The following is a 20,100-nucleotide window of genomic DNA, read 5'->3' on the forward strand; positions in this document are numbered from 1 at the left end:
CTTCGGCGGGAAGGAAAAAGTAGAATATACAATAGTGTGTTCATACCCTGACCGAATTGGTTAGGGTTTTTATGTTACTTGAAGAAGGGAAGGGTACGTATGAATTACCCCAGATTTGTTTTAGCAGGTACACAAAGCGGTGTGGGCAAAACAACGATTTCCATCGGTATCATGGCAGCATTAAAGAAAAAAGGCTATAGGGTACAAGCCTTCAAAGTAGGACCGGATTATATTGATCCTGCATTCCATAGTTTTGTTACCGGAAATGCTTCTCGTAACCTGGATGGTTGGATGCTGGAGGAAGCTGTAGTTAGGGAATTGTTTGTAAAAAATGCCTATGGAAAAGATATCGCAGTGATAGAAGGTGTGATGGGTTTATATGATGGCTTTGGGATTGAAAAGGATCAGGGAAGTACAGCCCATATCTCTAAAATACTCAATGCTCCTGTAATCCTTATTATTAACGGAAACGGTATGTCTGCCAGTGCTGCTGCTCAGGTATTGGGATATAAAGCCTTTGATCCTGACGTAAACATTCAGGGTGTAATTATCAACAACCTTTCCGGCGAAAAGCATTATGAACTGCTAAAAGCTGCTATAGAAAGGTATACAGGAATACCTTGTTTGGGATATATGAAAAATAACAGTGCTATTCAATTGAAAAGCAGACATCTTGGTCTAATTCCCAGTGTTGAGGTAGAAGATCTGCGAAAGAAAATTGATGAAATTGGAGACATGGTAGGAGAAACCATCGATCTTGACCGGCTGATGGAAACCAGTAAAAACACAAAGTCGCTTCAATCGGTGCAATATTTTTCTAAAGAAAATGCAGCAATAGATCAGGTACATATTGGTGTAGCTTTAGATAAGGCATTTAACTTTTATTATAAAGATAATCTGGATTTATTAGAAGAATTGGGTGCAAAATTAATTTATTTTAGTCCTTTAGAGGATGAAAAATTACCGGAAAATATCCATGGTTTATATTTTGGGGGTGGATTTCCAGAGGTATTTGCAGATCAATTAGAGAAAAATTTTACCATGAGGCAGGACATAAAAAATTTAGTGGATTTGGGAATACCAACCTATGCGGAGTGCGGCGGATTGATGTATTTAACAGAGGCCATAACGACATTGGAAGGTAAGCGGCATGAAATGGTGGGAATCTTTGAGGCGGAAACGACTATGACCAACCGTCTGCAGCGATTTGGTTATGTAGAGGTGAACATCGAAAAACCTTGTGTGATTAGTCATATACCTGTCCGAGTGAAAGGTCATGAGTTCCATCGATCGATTATTACTTCTCCCCAAAACGCAGATTATGGGTATCAAGTAGTGAAAAAAAGAAGTGGAGAACCAGTGAATTCATGGCATTGTGGATTGCTAAAACAGAATGTACTAGCAGGTTATGCACATATTCATTTTTACAACCACAAAGAACTTGCCAAAGACTTCATTGAAAACTGCAGAAATTTTATGGATGGGAGAGGTGATCATCATGAAAAATAAGAAATTGATGTTTCAAGGGACAGCTTCATCAGTTGGAAAAAGTCTTTTAACAGCGGCCTTCTGTAGAATATTCCAGCAAGACGGCCACCGGGTAGCGCCCTTTAAGTCTCAAAATATGGCATTAAATTCATATATCACAAGAGCAGGTTTAGAAATGGGCAGAGCTCAAGTAGTTCAAGCAGAAGCTGCTTGTGTAGAAGCGGATGTACGAATGAATCCCGTACTGCTTAAGCCTACCAGCGATAAAAAATGTCAGGTAGTTTTAAACGGAAAAGTATATAAAAACATGACTGCCATGGAATATCATGCGTTCAAGCCAGAGCTTGCACAGATGATAAAAGAAACCTTTGATAGCCTGGCGGCTGATCATGATATTATTGTATTGGAAGGTGCTGGAAGTCCTGCAGAGATCAATTTACGAGAGAATGATCTTGTAAATATGGGTATGGCAGAAATGGCTGATGCCCCCGTTATTCTAATTGGAGATATCGACCGAGGGGGTGTGTTCGCATCTCTGGCTGGTACAATGATGTTGCTGACGGAAGAGGAACGGTGCCGTGTGAAGGGGATTATTATTAATAAGTTTCGCGGAGATGTAGAGATTTTAAAGCCTGGCATTCAGATGCTGGAAGATATCGTAAAGATTCCAGTATTAGGTGTAATTCCATATTATAACGTTCAGATTGAAGATGAGGACAGTTTAGCAGAACGCTTTTATACGCAAAAAAGGCAAGAAGGTCAAATCAAGGTAGAAGTATTGTATCTGCCTCATGTATCTAATTTCACTGATTTTAATGTATTTGAAACTCAAGAGGATGTACAGCTTAGATATGTAATGCGGGGAGAGAAAATTGGAGATCCTGATATCTTAATTATACCGGGTTCAAAGAATACCATCGAAGACCTGCTATATTTGAAAGAAACCGGATTAGAAGAGCAAATTCTCAAGCTTCACCGTGACGGCAAGCTTATTGTAGGGATTTGCGGAGGATATCAAATGCTTGGGAAACAACTCCACGATCCTTATGGTACGGAAAGTGCCATTGAAGAAATGAACGGACTAGGGCTCTTAGATGTTGAAACCGTCTTTGAACTTGAAAAAGTGACAACGCAGGTAGACGCAAGGATTATACCACAACTCCCTGGCGTATTGGAGGGAACACAGGGAATGATCGTTTCCGGCTATGAAATTCATATGGGCAAAACAACCCTTGGAAGCGATTGCATTGTAATGAATCAAATCACAAACAGCCTAGGTGAATCCGTAGACTTGAAGGATGGATGTGTCAATGTAGAAGGTAACGTGATGGGAACCTACATTCACGGGATTTTCGACAACATTCCATTTACTAGAAAAGTGTTGAACAATATACGAAAATCAAAGGGACTAGACGAAAAAGAGAGCACTACAGAAAGTTTCCATGCTTTTAAAGAAGCTGAATATAATAAACTGGCGCAAATTGTGCGTGAGAATATAGACATGGAGAAGATCTATGGTATCTTAAACGGAGAACAGTGATGATCAAAATCTTTATTGGATATATTTGTGATCTTGTATTTGGAGACCCCTACTGGCTTCCCCATCCCATTAGATTTATTGGGAATGGAATTAGCAGTACGGAACGAAAACTCCGGAAATTTTTCAAAGGAGCGACCCAGGAAAAGATTGGGGGAATCCTATTGTTTGTTGCTGTTGTAAGCAGCAGCTATTTGCTAACATTTTTATTGCTGTGGTTTGCACAAAAACTTCATCCAACCATTCGGTTTATAGTGGAAACCTTTTTAATCTTTCAGATATTAGCAACAAAAAGTTTAGATATAGAGAGCAGAAAGGTATATACACAATTAAAGCATGGCAATATCCTTGAGGCGCGTAAGTATCTATCCTATATTGTAGGAAGGGATACGACCCATTTAGATGAAAAGGAAATCGTACGAGGTGCTGTTGAGACCGTTGCAGAAAACATTTCCGACGGTATTATCGGACCATTAATGTATATTTTTATTGGGGGAGCGCCTTTAGGAATGGCTTATAAAGCTGTGAACACCTTGGATTCCATGGTAGGGTACAAAAATGAAAAATATCTTCATTTTGGCTGGGCATCCGCGAAGCTAGATGATTTGGCAAATATAATCCCTGCAAGATTGACTGCTTTTTTCATCGTTATATCTGCGGGGTTGCTTAGATATGATTGGCTAAACAGTTTTAAAATATTAAAGCGAGACAGAAGAAATCATAAGAGTCCAAATAGCGGCTATCCTGAAGCTGCTGTGGCAGGAGCACTGAATATACAAATCGGGGGAACCAATTCTTACTTTGGACAAATGATGGAAAAACCAACCATAGGTGATAAGTTGAAGGAGTTAGATAAGGAAGATCTTCTTCGAACGATAAGAATAATGTATGGTGCATCGGCAATAGGCGTGCTCTTTTTTTCTATTATACGATGGATGGCAAATATACAATGGGGGATCAGATGATGAAAGTAGCAAAACATGGTGGAAATATTTATGAAGTTGCTTTAGAGAGAGGCATTGAAATGGAAGAAATTCTTGATTTTAGTGCGAACATTAATCCCCTTGGGATTCCTGACTCGTTGAAAGAGGCTATAATGGATAATATACATATCATTGAACGTTATCCCGATCCTGAATATAAGGAATTGGTAAAGGCGATAGCAGATTATCACGGAGTAGACCAGCAGTGGATCGCTGTAGGAAACGGCGCTACTGAACTGATTTTTGCATTGGCAGCCAGTTTAAATTCTAAAAACAGCCTCATTCTGGCACCTACTTTTTCCGAATATGAAAGAGCGCTTTTGAAAGCAAAAAGTGAAGTGCATTATTACTATTTAAAAGAAGATAATGGTTTTCAAATAGATGAGGGCTTCAAGAAGATGCTCAACCCAGAAATAGACCTCTTGGTACTTTGCAATCCCAATAATCCTACGGGACAGTTTCTAAAGCGTCAACAGATGATGGAGATTCTTCAACATTGCAGGGAACATGGTATTCGCCTTGTGGTGGATGAAGCCTTTATAGACTTTGTTGAAGGAGGGGAAATGGAAACCATGATTGCTTGTATGCATGAATATAATCACCTCTACGTGATTCGGGCTCTAACAAAATTTTTCGCGATTCCTGGGCTTCGGTTAGGTTATGCTGTTACTTCCAATGAGAACATCCTCGGGCGAATACGTGATAATAGGGAACCTTGGAGTATCAATAGCCTAGCAGCTTTGGCCGGAGAAATTGTACTAAAGGATAAAACCTATATCCAAGCTACTAAGAATTGGATAGGTGAAGAAAAAGATAATCTCTTCAAGGCATTGAATGCCATTGAAGGCATTAAAGCATATAAGCCGGAAGCGAATTACATTTTTTTCAGTTATGGTAAAAGTGATAATTGCTTGAAGGAAGTACTACTTTCAAAAAAAATACTCATTAGGAGCTGTGGCAACTACAAGAATTTAACCGATCGATTTTATCGTGTTGCGATTAAAGATAGAGCTTCGAATGAAAAATTGATCCAAGCATTGAAAGAGGTAATTTATGAAGATTAAAGCCATATGTCCAGCTTCCTGTGGAGAACTGCTGCAGGGAGTGATTGGTACAAGTGAAAAGTTAATTTCATATCCTGTTGATATGTATGCAGCGGTAACAATAGAAGAATCAAAAAATCCGATTAGACCTATCAATCGAAAAAAAGCAGTAGAAGGGATGTATAAAACCCTTGAACACTTTGGAATGCCTCGATGCATAGGGGACACCTTTTCAGTAGAGGTAGTTTCACAAATTCCGGTTGCCAAGGGGATGGCCAGCAGTACTGCCGATATTGCTGCTTCTATTATGGCTACTGCAACCCTGTTAGGCAAGGAGATCAACAACGATGAATTAGGAAAATTATGTGTTGCCATTGAGCCTACTGACAGCACCATCTTTCCTACTTTGACGTTATTTGATCACTTGAAGGGTATACGGATTGAGAGCTATGATTGGATTCCAAGGCTAAATGTTCTTGTTTTGGAATCAGAGAAGATATTAGATACACAGGATTTTAGGAAAAATGATTATACAAGGGAAAGATTGGAGAACCAAAACAAGGTGGAAGAAGCCTATCGGATCTTTCAAGAAAGCTGCAGTGTGAAAGATATCACTGGCCTTGGAAAAGCAGCAACCTTGAGTTCCTTGACAAATCAAAGTATTTTGCCAAAGGACAAATTGGAAGAAATCATTGACAGTGTCCTGGCCTTGGGATGCTATGGCGTTAATGTGGCACATAGTGGGACGGTCATTGGAATCTTATATGACAAGGAAGTAGTCGATGTGGAGGTTGTTAAGAGAAGATTTTCTAGCATGGGCGTTTTTGACAGCTATCATCGTAATTTTATAACGAGGATTGTAGAAGGCGGCGCAAAAATAATAGAAAGCAAATAGGAGGATAAACTTATGAAAAGTGCATTATTCGTTTTAGGACATGGCAGTCAAGCCCAAGAGGCAGATGAAATATTTTTTCAAATCGTAGAGCAGATAAAAAAAATCAGCAGTTTTGAATTGGTTGGCATGGGGTCTTTACAGATCTCAAAACCCAGCTTTGAAGAGGGGATTGAGGTACTCATTCAACAAGGTGCTGAGAAAATTGTGATTGTACCTATGTTTATATTCTTGGGTAATCATGTTAAGTTTGATATTCCAGAAGAATTGGAAAAATTAAGAGACAAATATCCCCAGACCGTGTTTGTGATGGCAAAGCATATCGGAGCGGATGCAAGAATTGCTGCAATTATTGATGATAGAGCAAAGGAGGCTATTGAAGGTTAATGGATTATATTAAGGTACCTCATCTCATTGAAGAAAAGAGTTTCGAGATTATTACAGAGGAATTGGGTAATAAAACTTTTCCTGAAGAAATCGGGAGGATCATCAAACGGGTAATACATACAACGGCAGATTTTCAATATGCAGATATTTTGGTGATCTCTCCTGATGCAGTTGAAAGTGCTAAGGAGGCGCTGCGTAGAGGCGTCAATATTGTAACCGATACGCAAATGGCCAAAGCTGGGATCAATAAAACAAAACTTGGCGAACTGGGTGGAGATGTTCATTGCTATATCAGCGATGTGGATGTGGCAAAAAGGGCTAAAGAAAAAGGCATTACAAGGGCAATGGTTTCTATGGAAAAAGCAATAGAAAACGAAAAAAACCAAATATTTGTAATTGGAAATGCACCTACTGCGCTATTTGAACTAAAACGTTTTATTGAGGAAAAGAAAATTCAACCGGCTTTAGTAGTCGGTGTACCTGTAGGCTTTGTAGGCGCAGCAGAATCGAAAGAAGAATTTAAGCATCTTAATGTGCCCTATATTATTACCAGAGGAAGAAAAGGCGGCAGTACAGTTGGGGCTGCGATTATCAATGCGCTGCTTTATATGCTGTAAATTAAATTGAAGCAATAATGAATCGAATACCCGAAAAGAAGGTATGTATATGTTAGAACAATATATTGTAAAAGATGGAAAAAGAATGCGATACGGATATACGACTGGATCCTGTGCAGCAGCAGCCGCTAAGGCTGCTGCTATTATGGCGTTAATGGGCAAACCGATCAAGGATATCGAAATTAATACGCCAAAGGGTTGGAATCTAGCGCTTAAGATAGAAACATGGAAAATTGAAGGAACTACTGCATGTTGTACAATTAAAAAAGACGGTGGAGATGATCCGGATAATACCCATGGAATTTTAGTTGGGGCAGCAGTAGAATTGACAGATTCTCCTGGAGTGTTGTTAAAAGGGGGAAAAGGTGTAGGTATCGTCACGAAGCCTGGACTTCAGGTTCCTCCTGGCGAACCGGCAATCAACCCAGTTCCGAGGGCAATGATCCAAAAAGAGGTTTTAGAGGTTTTACCGGAAGGAAAAGGTGCCATAATAACTATTTTTGTCCCAGAAGGGGAAGCTATTGCGAAAAAAACCTTTAATCCTAGATTAGGAATCCTTGGAGGAATTTCTATTCTTGGAACTACAGGTATCGTAGAACCCATGTCAGAGGAAGCTTTTAAAGAATCCCTGGCCTTGGAATTAAAAATGGCAGTGCAAGAGGGACTGGATCAGGTGATCTTGGTACCAGGAAACCATGGGAGGGATTTGGCCTACGAGCATTATGGTTTTTCAAAGGACAAAGTGATAAAAACCAGTAATTTTGTTGGTTTTATGTTAGAAAAATGTACTGAATACGGAATTAAAAAAGTTTTGATGATTGGTCATATTGGTAAGTTTGTCAAACTAGCTGGAGGGATTTTTCATACTCACAGTAAGGTTGCCGATAGCAGGATTGAAATACTAGCAGGGAATTTAGCATTGTTAGGTGCACCACAGTCTTTGATAAAAGAGCTTTTTAACTGTGTAACCACGGAGGCAGCCCTGACGTTAATAGAAGAAAATGGATATGAATCCCTTTATGCAATGCTGTGTACAAAGGCAGAACAGAAGTGTATGCAGCATGTGTATGAGAGCATGGAAGTTGGAATTATTATGTTCTCCATGGATAAAAGAATTTTAGGTATAGGACCGAATGGAAAAAAGTTGCTGGAGGCGTTCGCGTATGCATAAAATTTATGTGCTGGGAATGGGACCTGGAAGCAAAGAATACATTTTACCCATTACTACAGAGAAAATTCTTGAAAGTGATGTTTTAATCGGAGGCAGAAGAAATCTTCAGTACTTTGAGGAGATGGACAAAGAGAAAATTTATATAGGTGCTGATTTAGAGGGCGTGATCACCTATGCAAAGGAACAATGTAAAGAGAAAAAGGTCGCATTTCTATTATCGGGAGATACAGGTTTTTATAGTATGCTCAAGACACTAAAGCAGCATTTTCTGGCTTCGGAAATGATTGTGATACCAGGAATTAGCTCTTTTCAATATTTGATGGCACGGATCGGGGAGCCTTGGCAGGATGCTTTTATAGGGAGTCTTCATGGCAGAAGCTTTGATTTAATACAAATAGTAGCTTCTCATGAAAAGGTTGTTCTACTGACAGATACGGTAAACTCACCTAAAAAAATTGCCAGTATGCTGATAACCCATGGATTTGAAAATAAGACTATGGTTGTCGGATCAAATTTGTCTTATGAAGATGAACAGATTCTTCAGGGAATGCCGAAAGAAATTTTAGGAATGCAGGATTTTAATATGTCAGTGGTGGTGATAAAAGATGGAGAAAATCCAATGGAATTATAAAACACCTGGAATTCCGGACAGATTATTTGTTCGAGGAAAGGTGCCTATGACAAAAGAAGAAGTAAGGGCAGTAACGATTTCCAAGCTGAGACTGCAGGAAGACTCAGTAGTGTTGGATATAGGTGCTGGCACAGGATCTATTGCCATTGAAGCTGCTCATATATGCAGACAGGGAAAAGTCATTGCCATCGAGAGAAATATAGAAGGAATTCAGTTAATTCAACAAAATTGTCATCGTTTTCAAGTAGAATTAGATATTCGCCATGGCAACGGAGCTGAACTGCTTGAAACAATAGATAGCTTTGACCGTGTGGTCGTTGGAGGCAGTGGCGGAGAATTAAAGGAAATATTAACGCTGTGTCATCAAAAACTAAGGGACGAAGGCATTGTAGTAGTGAATGCCGTTACGATTGAAACCCTTTATGAGGCTACGCAATTTATGAGAGAATGTGGATATCAAGATGTAGAAGTGATATCGCTCCAGACAGCAAGAGGAAAACAATTGAGAAAATATACGCTAATGGAAGCGCTAAACCCCATTTATATTATATCCGGCAGCAAGGGGCAAGGGCTGGTACAGGAGGAAGAAAGATGAATGGAAAATTTTATGGATTAGGGATAGGACCGGGAGATCCGGAATTAGTTACAATAAAGGCTGTGAACATTTTAAATAAAGCAGATATTATCATTGCTCCAGAGACTGTCAGCGGTAAAGGCAGTGTTGCTTATGAGATTATCAAAGGGCATGTACACCAGCAGGAAAAGGTCAAATTTCAAGTATTTCCCATGACCTATGATGCAGATGCTTTAGACAGCAGTTGGAATCAAAACATGGAAGAGATTATGCTGTACTTAAATCAAGGTAAGGATGTTGCATTTATTACTTTAGGGGACCCGATGATTTACAGTACCTATATATATGTCATGCGCCGTATCAAGGCACAGGGAATCGAAGTAGAGACCGTACCGGGGATACCTTCCTTTTGTGCGGCCGCCAGCCGGTTAGGAATACCGCTTTCAGAAGGAGAAGAGACGATTGCCATTATTCCAGCCGCATATAAATGCGAACATATGGATGAGCTATTGACTTATGCCGATAATATAATTTTAATGAAGCCTTCTAGAGGTTTCGAAGATACCGTTGAAAAGTTAAATAAACATCAACGATTAAATAATACAGTTATGATTTCAAAATGCGGCCATGCAGATGAGCGTATAACCTACGATTTAAAGCAGCTGGTGAATGAAAAAATTGATTATTTGTCTATGATTATTGCTAAAAAGAGGGGGATGCAGGAATGATATACTTTATTGGGGCAGGACCGGGAGATCCGGAGTTAATAACGGTTAAAGGCCAAAATATTGTAAAGCAGGCAGATGTTATCGTTTATGCCGGATCGTTAGTAAACAAAGGAATTATTGATTGTAGAAAAGAAACGGCAGCGGTATATAACAGTGCATCTATGACATTAGAAGAAGTGATAGAGGTACTGTATGATGGAGAAAGAGCAGGGAAGTTAGTGGCTAGAGTGCATACAGGAGATCCCAGCATTTATGGAGCAATCCGTGAACAGATGGATATTTTAGATGAGAAGGGGATAGCCTATGAAGTAATTCCAGGGGTGAGTTCTTTTGTAGGTGCTGCTGCAGCGATAAAAAAAGAATTTACGCTGCCGGGCGTTACGCAAACAGTTATCCTTACGAGGATGGAAGGTAGAACAGAGGTACCGGAAAAAGAAAGCTTAGAAAGCTTAGCTCAACATCAAGCTTCCATGTGTATTTTTCTATCCGTACATATGATTGATGAGGTTGTACGTCGTTTATCTACCCATTATCCGGTGACAACACCTATTGCGGTTATTCAAAAGGCAACATGGGAGGATGAAAAAATTGTACTGGGCACCTTAGAAGATATCGCTGAAAAAGTAAAAAATGCGGACATTGGTAAGACAGCACAGATATTAGTAGGGGATTTTTTAGGAAATAACTATGAAAAATCAAAGCTTTACGACAAGCATTTTAGCCACGAATTTAGGAGTGCGAAAGAATGAAAACAGCCATTGTTACCCTGACAGCAGGCGGGGCGGCACTGGGCAGAAAGCTTGTAAATTGCTTTGTGGAGTCTGATTTATACGTACATCCAAAATTTTTTACGGATGAAAAAACCGATAGATGCATTGAGGGTACTTTTTCAGCATTTGTAGAGAAAATTTTTTTTCAATACCGGTATATTGTTTTTATTATGGCTTCTGGAATTGTCGTGCGGACTATTGCACCGCATTTAAGGGATAAAAAAGTGGATCCTGGTGTTGTTGTTATTGATGAAAAGGGGCAGTATGCAATCAGCTTATTGTCAGGACATATTGGAGGTGCCAACGAGCTTACCCATAAAATTGCTGATTTTCTTGGTGCGGCACCTGTGATTACCACAGCATCCGATGTAAATGACCGTATTGCTGTAGATACATTGGCAATGTGCTATAACTGCAAAATAGAAGATTTTAAAGAAGCAACAAAGATTACTGCTCATATTGTCAATGGCGAGGCGGTAGGTATACGATCAGAGATTTCTATTGATTTGCCATTACCTCCAAATGTCAAGCTCATACAAGAATCAGATCTGCATCATGAAAGTTTAAGAGGGTTAATATATATCACTGAAAAAGAGATTCAGCATTTGCTGCCTTGTGATAAGGTAGTTTTAAGACCCAAGAATTTGATTGTGGGAGTGGGATGTAGAAAGGACAAGGGAAAGGACGAAATTCTAGCGGCTATTGCTGATGTATTTTGTCAAGCAGGCCTTTCTATGAACAGTATTAAACAACTGGCAACAGTGGATGTAAAAAAAGAGGAACAAGGGATTATAGAGGCTGCAAAGTTTCTTCAAGTTCCGCTTCGTATCGTAAGTCGCGAAGAGATTTTAAAAATAGAAGATCGGTTTGCCGCTTCCTCTTTTGTTAAAGAGGCCATTGGTGTAGGTTCAGTGTGTGAACCGGTAGCGTTAATTAGCAGTGAGAAGGGTTCGATAATCATCGAAAAAAAAGCCTGTCAAGGCATAACAATCGCGGTAGTTAAAGAGGGTGAACAAGTTTATGGAAATCGTTGTTGTGGGGATTAATTACAAAAATACCCCCCTGCAAATCCGCGAAAAAGTTGCTTTTTCTAAGAGTGACTTGGAGCGAGCCTATGTGCAATTGGCAAATAACCACTATATAAAGGAACTTGTTATCTTATCTACCTGTAACCGCAGCGAGATCACAGCTGTTGTTACAGAAGTAGAAAAAGGTGTTCAAGCTTTGAAAAATTTTTATTATCGTTTTTTTTCACTTGAAGAGAATGTACTGGAAGATTACTTTTTTTTAAATACATCGGATGAAGCTGTAAAGCACGTATTCCATCTTGCTGCTGGGTTAGAATCTTTAGTTCTAGGAGAAGACCAGATCCTGGGGCAGGTGCGGGATGCCCATCGTTTTGCCCATGAACAAGGCAGAACAGAGGCGATTCTAAACAAGCTGTATCGCGAAGCCGTTACAACAGCAAAAAGAATAAAACGAGAAACTGCAATTTCTGAAAACTCTCTTTCCATTAGTTCCATTGCAGTAAAATTCATAGAGCAGATCTTTGAGGATTTGAATAATAAGAAGGTATTGGTGATCGGAGTAGGAAAGATGAGTAGGATTGCCATTGAAAACCTTATGGCAAAGGGTGTAGAGGAGATTTATGTAACCAATCGGACAAAGGGTCATGCCATTGATCTATCCAAGCGGTATCCTGAGGTTGGCGTGATAGATTTTCATGATCGTTACAAAATGATTCCGCAGATTGACATCATTATTACTTCTACCAGTGCACCCCATTATGTGCTTAAAAAAGAAGAATTCGAAAAGTATTATAACAAGGATAATAAGGTTTGTATCGTAGATATTGCGGTTCCAAGGGATGTGGACCCAGAAATTAGTTCATTAAAAGGAGTATCTTTGTATGAATTGGATGCTTTGAAGAAAGTTTCGTTGGAAAACATGGAATCAAGAATGGAAGCAGCTAAGGTTGCAGTAGAAATTATTATAGAAGAATGCATAAAGTTTGAAAATTGGTATCACTGTTTGCCGGTTTTTCCTGCCATTGAAGGACTCAAGACTTATGGGGAGACCATTTTGGCAGAAGAGTTTGAGAGTCTGACGAAGAGGTTGGAAACTGCCAGTAAGAAGGATAAGGAATTAATTGAAATCGTCATGAGAAGCTTAATGAAAAAGATTATTAAGAAGCCAATTTTGAATTTGAAAAGAGCGGGAGAAGATCAGCAGGGTGAACTGTATGCCCGAGTTGCCAGTGAGTTATTTGGAATCAACGGCTATAGCTGTAAGAAAAGATAGGGGGAAAAAAATGAAGACGAAGGGTAAAATATATGTAGTAGGAATTGGACCGGGTAACCGCGAGCACATGAGTGTACGTGCCATAGAGGCTATTCAAAAGGCAGATGTGATTATCGGCTATAAGACCTATATTGATTTGATAAGGGATTTGGTTGCTGGGAAAGAAGTCATCGATTCCGGCATGAAAAAGGAAGTAGAGCGATGTAATTTAACACTGGATAAGGCTATGGAAGGGCATCAGGTAGCTATTATCAGCAGCGGCGACGCTGGAGTTTACGGAATGGCAGGCATCATGCTGGAAGTAAAATATGAAAGAATGAGCGATATAGAAATTGAAGTGGTACCTGGAATTACAGCAGCCAGTGCTGCTTCGGCGGCCCTTGGAGCACCCATGATGCACGATTTTACTGTAATCTCTCTTAGTGATTTGCTAACGGACTGGGAATTAATACGCAAGCGGCTAGAGTGTGCTGCTGTTGGGGATTTCATTATTGCCTTATATAATCCTAAAAGTATGGGACGTGTGCACCAAATAGAGGAAGCGAGAGAGATCTTTTTAAAACATAAAGCTAAAACCACCCCTGTGGGAATTGTAAAAAATGCAAAGCGAAAAGATGAGGAAATTATCCTTACGGATTTAGAAAATATGCTAAACCACGAGATTGACATGCTGACCGTTGTTATTGTCGGGAATAGCAATACTTATATAAAGGATGGAAAAATGATTACCCCAAGGGGCTATAGAATATGATCATGCTCCTTGGGGGGACAAAGGATGCCCGGGAAATCATTGCGCTGATTTCAGAAAAAAGATATCCTTTGCTGGTAACAACGGCAACGGAATATGGCGGAAGTCTCATTCCCGATAACAGCGGATGTGATGTTCTGATAAAAAGAATGACTGTACAGGATATGGAGACCATTATTCAAGAGAAAGCAATCCGGATCGTAGTAGATGCTACACATCCCTATGCAGTAGATGTATCAAAAAATGCCATGCTTGCCAGTCGGAACAGGAATATTCCCTATTTGCGATATCAACGAAATGAAAGTGCTTATGAAAAATATAATGATATGCTCGTTACCGTGGATAGTATGGAAGCTGCAGCAAAATACCTTACCACTGCTGAAGGAAACATTCTGCTAACAACTGGGAGCAAATCTTTGGATATTTTCACAAGGAAACTTTCAAAGCAAAGACTTTATCCACGGGTGCTGCCTACGGCAGAGGTTTTAAAAAAGTGCGAGGCACTAGGATTAAATGTAGGAAATATCATTGCCATGCAAGGACCGTTTCCTAAAAATATGAATATAGAAATCATTAAAATGTATGATATAGATATTCTGGTTACCAAAGACAGTGGAGATATTGGCGGGACGCTGAATAAGCTTGAGGCTGCCAAACAGTGCGGATGCAAAGTGATCCTGGTGAAACGCCCTGCTGTTGATTATCAGAATATTTTCGAAAGCAAAGAAGATTTGATTTGTAAGGTGAGTGAATTCTATGAAAAAGTATTATCCGATCATGGTTGACTTAACAGGAAAAAATTGTACGGTTGTCGGCGGCGGAAAAGTAGCAGAAAGGAAAGTGATTTCACTGCTGGCCTACGGACCTAAGGTCAAAATCGTAAGTCCGGTGCTGACAAATTCCCTGAAGGCCTTAGTAACAGAAAAACAAATTCTTTGGGTTCCACGGCAATATCAGCGGGGAGACTTGGAGAATAGTTATCTGGTATATGTAGCAACCAATGATCCCGAAGTAAATCGCCTGTGTTATGAAGAAGCACAACAATGGAAAATTCCCATTAATGTAGTGGATACCCCACACTTATGTGATTTTATTGTTCCTGCTTCTTTACAACGGGGGGATTTATCCATTATGGTATCTACGAATGGCAAGAGTCCTATGTTATCCCGAAAGATCCGGGAAGAATTAGAAAAGCTATATGGGGAAGATTACACGGAGTTTGTTCGCCTTTTAGGAGAACTGAGAGAAAAGGTTTTAGATGAAGTAGAGGATGCCCAAAAAAGAAGAGAAATTTTTGAAGCAGTTGTATATGGTGATTTGCTGAAACAAGATCCAATAGAATACAAACAGGACTTGAGAGAGAAAATAGAAAGTATTTATAAAAGTATGTGCTAGATGTAAGTCGTGATCATATAGGGAAAAGGTGAAGTTTATGGATAGAAGGAAAGTGATTGTAGGTTCTAGGGCCAGCGAGTTAGCATTGACCCAAACCCATTGGGTAATAAGACGGCTTAAGGAAAAATTTCCCCATATTACCTTTGAGGTAGTAGAAATAAAGACAATTGGGGATAAAATATTAGATAAGACATTGGATAAAATTGGAGGAAAGGGATTATTCGTAAAAGAAATAGAGACAGCCTTACTACAAAAAGAAATTGATATGGCAGTACATAGTATGAAGGATGTTCCCACAGAAATGACACCAGAATTAACGATTGGTGCCATATCTGATCGGGAAGATGTTAGGGATGTTCTCATTAGTAGAAATGGAGTAAGTCTGAGAAATCTCCCAGCTGGTGCAAAAATTGGAACTAGCAGTTTACGCAGGGCGGCACAATTATTAGCTTTTCGTCCTGATTTACATGTCGAACCGATCCGCGGAAATATCGCTACAAGAATTGGAAAGATTGAAAGTCTTCATTTGGATGGTGTGATTTTAGCTGCAGCTGGCGTACTGAGAATGGGTTGGAAAAATCAGGTTACAGAGTATATTTCCACGGAAATATGCACACCTGCGGTGGGTCAGGGAGCCTTAGGAATACAAATTCGTCAAGAAGATTCTTTTATTGCTTCACTGGTTCAAGTATTAAATAATTCTGAGGTGGAGGTAGCTGTTAAGGCTGAAAGAAGCTTTATGGCTGCACTGAAAGGTGGCTGTCATGTGCCGATCGGAGCTTATGCTGTTTTTTCTGAGGGCATGCTTCATATGGATACGGTGGTAGCATCCCCAGATGGAAGAGAAGTCATACGATTGAGTATGGATGCTCCTGAAAAAGAATATACGGAGCTAGGGAACAAGGCAGCAAAAGAAAGTATGGAAAAGGGTGCAGAAAAAATACTGAAGAATATTGAGGTAGGTGAATAGTATGGCAGGGGGAAAGGTTTTTCTAATCGGTGCGGGGCCTGGAGATTATAAGCTTATTACTGTAAAGGGATTAGAGTGTATCAAGGAAGCCGATGTGATACTTTATGACCGGTTGGCCAGTGAGAAATTACTTTGTTTCGCAAGAGAAGATGCAGAATTGATTTTTGTAGGAAAAGCCCCTACAAATCATGCCTATAGCCAGGAAGAGATTAATCAGCTGCTGGCAGAAAAAGCTTTAGAAGGTAAAACTGTAGCCAGACTAAAGGGCGGAGATCCTTTTGTTTTCGGAAGAGGTGGAGAGGAAATCCTGGAGCTGATTAAAAATCAAATAGAGTTTGAAGTGGTACCTGGAATTACATCAGCTATTGCTGTGCCGGCTTATGCAGGGATTCCGGTAACCCATAGAAATGTAAGCTCTTCTTTTCATGTGATTACAGGGCACGAAGATCCAACAAAAGAAGAAAATGTTATCGATTATGAGGCCTTGGCAAAGGTAGAAGGTACGTTGATTTTTCTCATGGGTGTAAATAATCTGGGAAAAATTCGCAAGAATCTTTTAGCATTTGGACAAGATCCTAACAGACCTGTGGCAGTAATTATGCGGGGAACGACCCAGTATCAAAAGATGGCAATAGGTACCCTGACGGACATTGAAGAAAAAGTAGCTTTCAAAGGGATCAGCAACCCATCCATTATTATTGTTGGAGAAGTAGTCTCTCTTTCTTCTATGCTTCAATGGTTTGAAAATAAGCCTTTGTTCGGAAAGCGGGTTCTTGTTACCAGAACGAGAGAGCAGGCCAGTTCTCTCTCTAAACGTATTGAAGATTTGGGTGGAGAAGCCATTGAGTTCCCTACCATTAAGATTGAAAGACCTGAACACTATGATGAGATCGATAAAGCGATAGGAGAAATAGAAAAGTATCAATGGATTATATTTACCAGCGTAAATGGGGTTCAAGCCTTTTTTGACAGAATGAAAAAGCTTCATTTTGATATTCGGCTGCTTCATGGTGCAAAACTATGTGCGATCGGTCCAGCTACTGCAAAAGCATTGGAAGATATGGGCTTTACGATTGAATATATCCCGGAGGAATACAAAGCCGAGGGTATTATTGAAGGCCTGGAGGAAAAGATCAAAGAAGGGGATCAGGTATTACTGCCCCGTGCGGATATTGCCAGAGAATTGTTGGTTACAGAATTAGAACGATTAGGGGCGAATGTGGACAATGTCCATGTCTATCGAACCATTATCCCAGAGCAAAATAGAGGACTATTGTTAGAATTGCTCGAAAATGAAGGCGTAGATATTATTACTTTTACCAGCTCTTCCACGGTTCGAAATTTTATACAAATCCTTGGGGAAGAAAACAAAAAGCTGTTGGACACTAAAAAATTAGCTGTTATTGGACCAATCACTGAGGAAACTGCAAAGTCATTAGGATTAAAGATAGATATCAGAGCTGAAGAATATACGATTGACGGGCTCGTTGGATCAATCAGAAAATATTATCAAAGATAAGGGGTGGGAATGATGACCTTGGTAAACAGGCCAAGAAGATTACGGGCAAATGGGGCAATTAGAAGTCTTGTAAGAGAGACAGTTTTACATGTGGATGATTTTGTGTATCCCCTTTTTGTAGTTGAAGGTGAAAATTTAAAAAATGAAATATCCAGCATGCCTGGTAACTATCATTATTCTGTAGATCAGCTGGAACAGGAGATTCAAGAAATTAGTGAGCTTGGAATCAAGGCGGTTCTGCTGTTTGGTTTACCGGAACATAAGGATCATTGCGCTAGTCAGGCATATCATGAGCAGGGAATTGTGCAAAAAGCTATAAAAAAAATCAAAGAAATCAACCCGGAGCTTTTAGTCATTACAGATGTTTGTATGTGCCAATACACGGATCATGGCCATTGTGGTATTGTTGAAAATAATTATGTTGTAAACGATGCTTCTGCGCAAGTTATTGCTAAAATAGCTTTATCACATGCAAAGGCTGGTGCGGACATCGTGGCGCCGTCGGACATGATGGATGGAAGAATTGCTGCTATAAGAGATATTTTAGATAACAATGGCTATACAGAAGTATCCATTATGTCTTATAGTGCAAAATACGCTTCTGCTTTTTACGGGCCATTCCGTGCAGCTGCCAATTCGGCACCGCAATTTGGCGATCGAAAAACCTATCAGATGGATCCTGCAAATAGCGACGAGGCATTAAGAGAAATTGATCTGGATCTTCAAGAAGGCGCTGATATGATTATGGTAAAACCTGCCCTTGCTTATCTGGATATCATCCGCAGGGCAAAAGACCGTTTTAATATTCCATTAGCTGCTTATAATGTAAGTGGTGAATATGCCATGTTAAAAGCAGCCGCAGAAAAGGGTTATATTGATGAAAAGGCAACGGCACTAGAGATGCTGACAGCGATAAAAAGAGCAGGTGCAGAAATCATTATAACTTATTATGCAAAGGATGCTGTCCGATGGTTAAGGGGGGAGACGAAATAATGAATCTAGAAAGATCAAGACAGTTATTTGAAGATGCGAAGCAAGTAATTCCAGGGGGTGTGAACAGTCCTGTAAGAGCTTTTCGATCTGTGTCGATAAACCCACCTTTTATTAGAGAAGGAAAAGGCAGTAGGATTTTTGATGTAGATGGGAATACATATATCGATTATGTAGGATCTTGGGGGCCCCTTATCCTAGGACATACGCATCCTGAGGTTGTAAGGGCATTAAAGGAAGCAATAGATAAAGGAACCAGCTATGGTGCACCTACGGAAATTGAAACAGAATTAGCGAGAATGGTTTGTGAAGCGGTACCTTCAGTTGAAATGGTAAGAATGGTTAACTCAGGAACGGAAGCTACCATGAGTGCTTTGCGACTTGCGAGAGGATATACGGGTAGAAATATGATTGTAAAATTTGAGGGGAATTATCATGGCCATTCAGATAGCTTGTTAATCAGAGCAGGTTCTGGTGCCTTGACCCATGGTGTGCCGGATAGTCCGGGCGTACCTGCGGATATAGCGCAAAACACAATCACGGCTAACTTTAACGATATTTCTGGAATGAAGGAGATTTTCCAAAAACGTGGTGAAAATATAGCTGCCGTAATCATTGAGCCGATAGCGGGAAATATGGGGGTAGTGCCAGCTGCACAGGAATTTATGGAATTTCTGAGAGCCATTACTGCAGAGTATGGAGCACTATTAATCTTTGACGAAGTGATGACCGGTTTCCGTGTAGCCTATCATGGCGCCCAGAGCTTATATAAGATACAACCGGATATAACCTGCTTCGGAAAGATTATAGGGGGAGGACTGCCGGTAGGAGCCTATGGGGGGAAAAGAGAGATTATGTCTATGATGTCTCCGGCAGGTCCCATATACCAAGCAGGGACACTATCCGGTAATCCACTAGCCATGGCTGCCGGTTTGACGACGCTTAAAATATTAAAGGACAACCCATCCATTTATACAGAGCTGGAAGAAAAATCAAAGCTGTTGGATGAAGGCTTGAAGGATAATGTAAGAAAGTTAGGGTTAAAAGCAAGCTTTAACCGTGTTGGATCTATGTTATGCATGTTTTTTACGGATCAAGAGGTAGTGAATTATCAGTCTGCTACCAGCAGTGATACCAGTAAATTTGCGCTATACTTTGAGGAGATGCTGAAGCGTGGCGTTTATCTGGCCCCTTCACAATTTGAAGCATCCTTTGTTTCTGCGTCCCATAGCAAAGCAGACATAAACTATACCATTGAGCAGAGCTATGAGGCATTAAAGAGAATTATATAAGGAATTCTAGTACAGATAAATGCATTTAAAGCCGAATATAAATGTAGAAGATAACGACTCTGTT

21 protein-coding genes are annotated in these 20,100 nt (G+C 40.0%); all 21 read left to right on the plus strand.

Going from position 1 to position 20,100, the window contains the following annotated elements; genetic code table 11:
• Positions 1-99: 99 nt before the first annotated feature.
• From Gferi_RS24210 to hemL, 21 genes are read left to right on the plus strand one after another with little or no spacing between them, the layout of a single operon-like run.
• Positions 100-1,509, plus strand: a complete 1,410-nt coding sequence (locus Gferi_RS24210; RefSeq protein ID WP_069980686.1) for a cobyrinate a,c-diamide synthase — start codon at positions 100-102, stop codon at positions 1,507-1,509.
• Positions 1,499-3,028, plus strand: a complete 1,530-nt coding sequence (locus Gferi_RS24215; RefSeq protein WP_069980687.1) for a cobyric acid synthase — start codon at positions 1,499-1,501, stop codon at positions 3,026-3,028. The genes Gferi_RS24210 and Gferi_RS24215 overlap by 11 nt, the downstream gene beginning before the upstream one ends.
• Positions 3,028-3,990 (plus strand): adenosylcobinamide-phosphate synthase CbiB, encoded by a 963-nt coding sequence (cbiB, locus tag Gferi_RS24220; RefSeq protein ID WP_069980688.1) that lies wholly within the window; start codon positions 3,028-3,030, stop codon positions 3,988-3,990. Before Gferi_RS24215 ends, cbiB begins: the two co-directional genes overlap by 1 nt.
• Entirely contained in the window at positions 3,987-5,072 is a 1,086-nt protein-coding gene (gene cobD, locus Gferi_RS24225) for a threonine-phosphate decarboxylase CobD (RefSeq protein WP_069980689.1), read from the plus strand. Before cbiB ends, cobD begins: the two co-directional genes overlap by 4 nt.
• Complete coding sequence (locus Gferi_RS24230; RefSeq protein WP_069980690.1) at positions 5,062-5,946, plus strand: GHMP family kinase ATP-binding protein; 885 nt, start codon at positions 5,062-5,064, stop codon at positions 5,944-5,946. The genes cobD and Gferi_RS24230 overlap by 11 nt, the downstream gene beginning before the upstream one ends.
• A 12-nt stretch (positions 5,947-5,958) precedes the next feature.
• Positions 5,959-6,330 carry a sirohydrochlorin chelatase gene (locus Gferi_RS24235; protein WP_069980691.1) on the plus strand — a complete coding sequence of 124 codons (372 nt, stop codon included), beginning with the start codon at positions 5,959-5,961 and terminating at the stop codon, positions 6,328-6,330.
• Complete coding sequence (locus Gferi_RS24240) at positions 6,330-6,947, plus strand: precorrin-8X methylmutase (protein WP_069980692.1); 618 nt, start codon at positions 6,330-6,332, stop codon at positions 6,945-6,947. Before Gferi_RS24235 ends, Gferi_RS24240 begins: the two co-directional genes overlap by 1 nt.
• Positions 6,948-6,996: 49 nt before the next feature.
• Positions 6,997-8,118, plus strand: a complete 1,122-nt coding sequence (cbiD, locus tag Gferi_RS24245) for a cobalt-precorrin-5B (C(1))-methyltransferase CbiD (protein WP_069980693.1) — start codon at positions 6,997-6,999, stop codon at positions 8,116-8,118.
• Entirely contained in the window at positions 8,111-8,749 is a 639-nt protein-coding gene (cbiE, locus tag Gferi_RS24250; protein ID WP_069980694.1) for a precorrin-6y C5,15-methyltransferase (decarboxylating) subunit CbiE, read from the plus strand. The genes cbiD and cbiE overlap by 8 nt, the downstream gene beginning before the upstream one ends.
• Positions 8,724-9,344: a precorrin-6Y C5,15-methyltransferase (decarboxylating) subunit CbiT gene (cbiT, locus tag Gferi_RS24255; RefSeq protein WP_069980695.1), complete on the plus strand. Its 621-nt coding sequence runs from the start codon at positions 8,724-8,726 to the stop codon at positions 9,342-9,344. Before cbiE ends, cbiT begins: the two co-directional genes overlap by 26 nt.
• On the plus strand, positions 9,341-10,051 hold the full coding sequence (cobI, locus tag Gferi_RS24260) for a precorrin-2 C(20)-methyltransferase (RefSeq protein ID WP_069980696.1): 711 nt from the start codon (positions 9,341-9,343) through the stop codon (positions 10,049-10,051). The genes cbiT and cobI overlap by 4 nt, the downstream gene beginning before the upstream one ends.
• Entirely contained in the window at positions 10,048-10,800 is a 753-nt protein-coding gene (gene cobM, locus Gferi_RS24265; protein ID WP_069980697.1) for a precorrin-4 C(11)-methyltransferase, read from the plus strand. The genes cobI and cobM overlap by 4 nt, the downstream gene beginning before the upstream one ends.
• Complete coding sequence (gene cbiG / locus Gferi_RS24270; RefSeq protein ID WP_069980698.1) at positions 10,797-11,867, plus strand: cobalt-precorrin 5A hydrolase; 1,071 nt, start codon at positions 10,797-10,799, stop codon at positions 11,865-11,867. The genes cobM and cbiG overlap by 4 nt, the downstream gene beginning before the upstream one ends.
• A complete protein-coding gene (hemA, locus tag Gferi_RS24275) occupies positions 11,842-13,122 on the plus strand; it encodes a glutamyl-tRNA reductase (protein ID WP_069980699.1) in 1,281 nt (426 codons plus the stop codon). The genes cbiG and hemA overlap by 26 nt, the downstream gene beginning before the upstream one ends.
• 10 nt (positions 13,123-13,132) lie before the next feature.
• The gene (cobJ, locus tag Gferi_RS24280; RefSeq protein WP_069980700.1) at positions 13,133-13,873 is read left to right on the plus strand and encodes a precorrin-3B C(17)-methyltransferase; all 741 of its coding nucleotides are present in this window, start codon (positions 13,133-13,135) and stop codon (positions 13,871-13,873) included.
• Entirely contained in the window at positions 13,870-14,655 is a 786-nt protein-coding gene (locus Gferi_RS24285; protein WP_069980701.1) for a cobalt-precorrin-6A reductase, read from the plus strand. Before cobJ ends, Gferi_RS24285 begins: the two co-directional genes overlap by 4 nt.
• Complete coding sequence (locus Gferi_RS24290) at positions 14,627-15,265, plus strand: precorrin-2 dehydrogenase/sirohydrochlorin ferrochelatase family protein (RefSeq protein ID WP_069980702.1); 639 nt, start codon at positions 14,627-14,629, stop codon at positions 15,263-15,265. The genes Gferi_RS24285 and Gferi_RS24290 overlap by 29 nt, the downstream gene beginning before the upstream one ends.
• A gap of 37 nt (positions 15,266-15,302) precedes the next feature.
• Positions 15,303-16,235: a hydroxymethylbilane synthase gene (gene hemC / locus Gferi_RS24295; RefSeq protein WP_069980703.1), complete on the plus strand. Its 933-nt coding sequence runs from the start codon at positions 15,303-15,305 to the stop codon at positions 16,233-16,235.
• 1 nt (position 16,236) lies between these two features.
• Positions 16,237-17,754, plus strand: a complete 1,518-nt coding sequence (gene cobA / locus Gferi_RS24300) for a uroporphyrinogen-III C-methyltransferase (RefSeq protein ID WP_069980704.1) — start codon at positions 16,237-16,239, stop codon at positions 17,752-17,754.
• A 12-nt stretch (positions 17,755-17,766) separates the two neighbouring features.
• A complete protein-coding gene (hemB, locus tag Gferi_RS24305; RefSeq protein ID WP_069980705.1) occupies positions 17,767-18,747 on the plus strand; it encodes a porphobilinogen synthase in 981 nt (326 codons plus the stop codon).
• Positions 18,747-20,036, plus strand: a complete 1,290-nt coding sequence (gene hemL, locus Gferi_RS24310) for a glutamate-1-semialdehyde 2,1-aminomutase (protein WP_069980706.1) — start codon at positions 18,747-18,749, stop codon at positions 20,034-20,036. Before hemB ends, hemL begins: the two co-directional genes overlap by 1 nt.
• Positions 20,037-20,100 lie beyond the last annotated feature (64 nt).

Origin of the sequence: Geosporobacter ferrireducens (genome assembly GCF_001750685.1) — a bacterium.
Classification (GTDB): domain Bacteria; phylum Bacillota; class Clostridia; order Peptostreptococcales; family Thermotaleaceae; genus Geosporobacter; species Geosporobacter ferrireducens.

What these genes read in the sequence shown, in the direction of transcription:
- cbiG (WP_069980698.1), top strand. Translation starts at nt 10,797, where the DNA reads ATGAAAACAGCCATTGTTACCCTGACAGCAGGCGGGGCGGCACTGGGC.
- cobD (WP_069980689.1), top strand. Translation starts at nt 3,987, where the DNA reads ATGATGAAAGTAGCAAAACATGGTGGAAATATTTATGAAGTTGCTTTA.
- cobA (WP_069980704.1), top strand. Translation starts at nt 16,237, where the DNA reads ATGGCAGGGGGAAAGGTTTTTCTAATCGGTGCGGGGCCTGGAGATTAT.
- cobM (WP_069980697.1), top strand. Translation starts at nt 10,048, where the DNA reads ATGATATACTTTATTGGGGCAGGACCGGGAGATCCGGAGTTAATAACG.
- Gferi_RS24285 (WP_069980701.1), top strand. Translation starts at nt 13,870, where the DNA reads ATGATCATGCTCCTTGGGGGGACAAAGGATGCCCGGGAAATCATTGCG.
- cobJ (WP_069980700.1), top strand. Translation starts at nt 13,133, where the DNA reads ATGAAGACGAAGGGTAAAATATATGTAGTAGGAATTGGACCGGGTAAC.
- Gferi_RS24210 (WP_069980686.1), top strand. Translation starts at nt 100, where the DNA reads ATGAATTACCCCAGATTTGTTTTAGCAGGTACACAAAGCGGTGTGGGC.
- cobI (WP_069980696.1), top strand. Translation starts at nt 9,341, where the DNA reads ATGAATGGAAAATTTTATGGATTAGGGATAGGACCGGGAGATCCGGAA.
- Gferi_RS24230 (WP_069980690.1), top strand. Translation starts at nt 5,062, where the DNA reads ATGAAGATTAAAGCCATATGTCCAGCTTCCTGTGGAGAACTGCTGCAG.
- Gferi_RS24240 (WP_069980692.1), top strand. Translation starts at nt 6,330, where the DNA reads ATGGATTATATTAAGGTACCTCATCTCATTGAAGAAAAGAGTTTCGAG.
- hemA (WP_069980699.1), top strand. Translation starts at nt 11,842, where the DNA reads ATGGAAATCGTTGTTGTGGGGATTAATTACAAAAATACCCCCCTGCAA.
- cbiT (WP_069980695.1), top strand. Translation starts at nt 8,724, where the DNA reads ATGGAGAAAATCCAATGGAATTATAAAACACCTGGAATTCCGGACAGA.
- cbiD (WP_069980693.1), top strand. Translation starts at nt 6,997, where the DNA reads ATGTTAGAACAATATATTGTAAAAGATGGAAAAAGAATGCGATACGGA.
- Gferi_RS24290 (WP_069980702.1), top strand. Translation starts at nt 14,627, where the DNA reads ATGAAAAAGTATTATCCGATCATGGTTGACTTAACAGGAAAAAATTGT.
- hemL (WP_069980706.1), top strand. Translation starts at nt 18,747, where the DNA reads ATGAATCTAGAAAGATCAAGACAGTTATTTGAAGATGCGAAGCAAGTA.
- Gferi_RS24235 (WP_069980691.1), top strand. Translation starts at nt 5,959, where the DNA reads ATGAAAAGTGCATTATTCGTTTTAGGACATGGCAGTCAAGCCCAAGAG.
- Gferi_RS24215 (WP_069980687.1), top strand. Translation starts at nt 1,499, where the DNA reads ATGAAAAATAAGAAATTGATGTTTCAAGGGACAGCTTCATCAGTTGGA.
- hemC (WP_069980703.1), top strand. Translation starts at nt 15,303, where the DNA reads ATGGATAGAAGGAAAGTGATTGTAGGTTCTAGGGCCAGCGAGTTAGCA.
- cbiE (WP_069980694.1), top strand. Translation starts at nt 8,111, where the DNA reads ATGCATAAAATTTATGTGCTGGGAATGGGACCTGGAAGCAAAGAATAC.
- cbiB (WP_069980688.1), top strand. Translation starts at nt 3,028, where the DNA reads ATGATCAAAATCTTTATTGGATATATTTGTGATCTTGTATTTGGAGAC.
- hemB (WP_069980705.1), top strand. Translation starts at nt 17,767, where the DNA reads ATGACCTTGGTAAACAGGCCAAGAAGATTACGGGCAAATGGGGCAATT.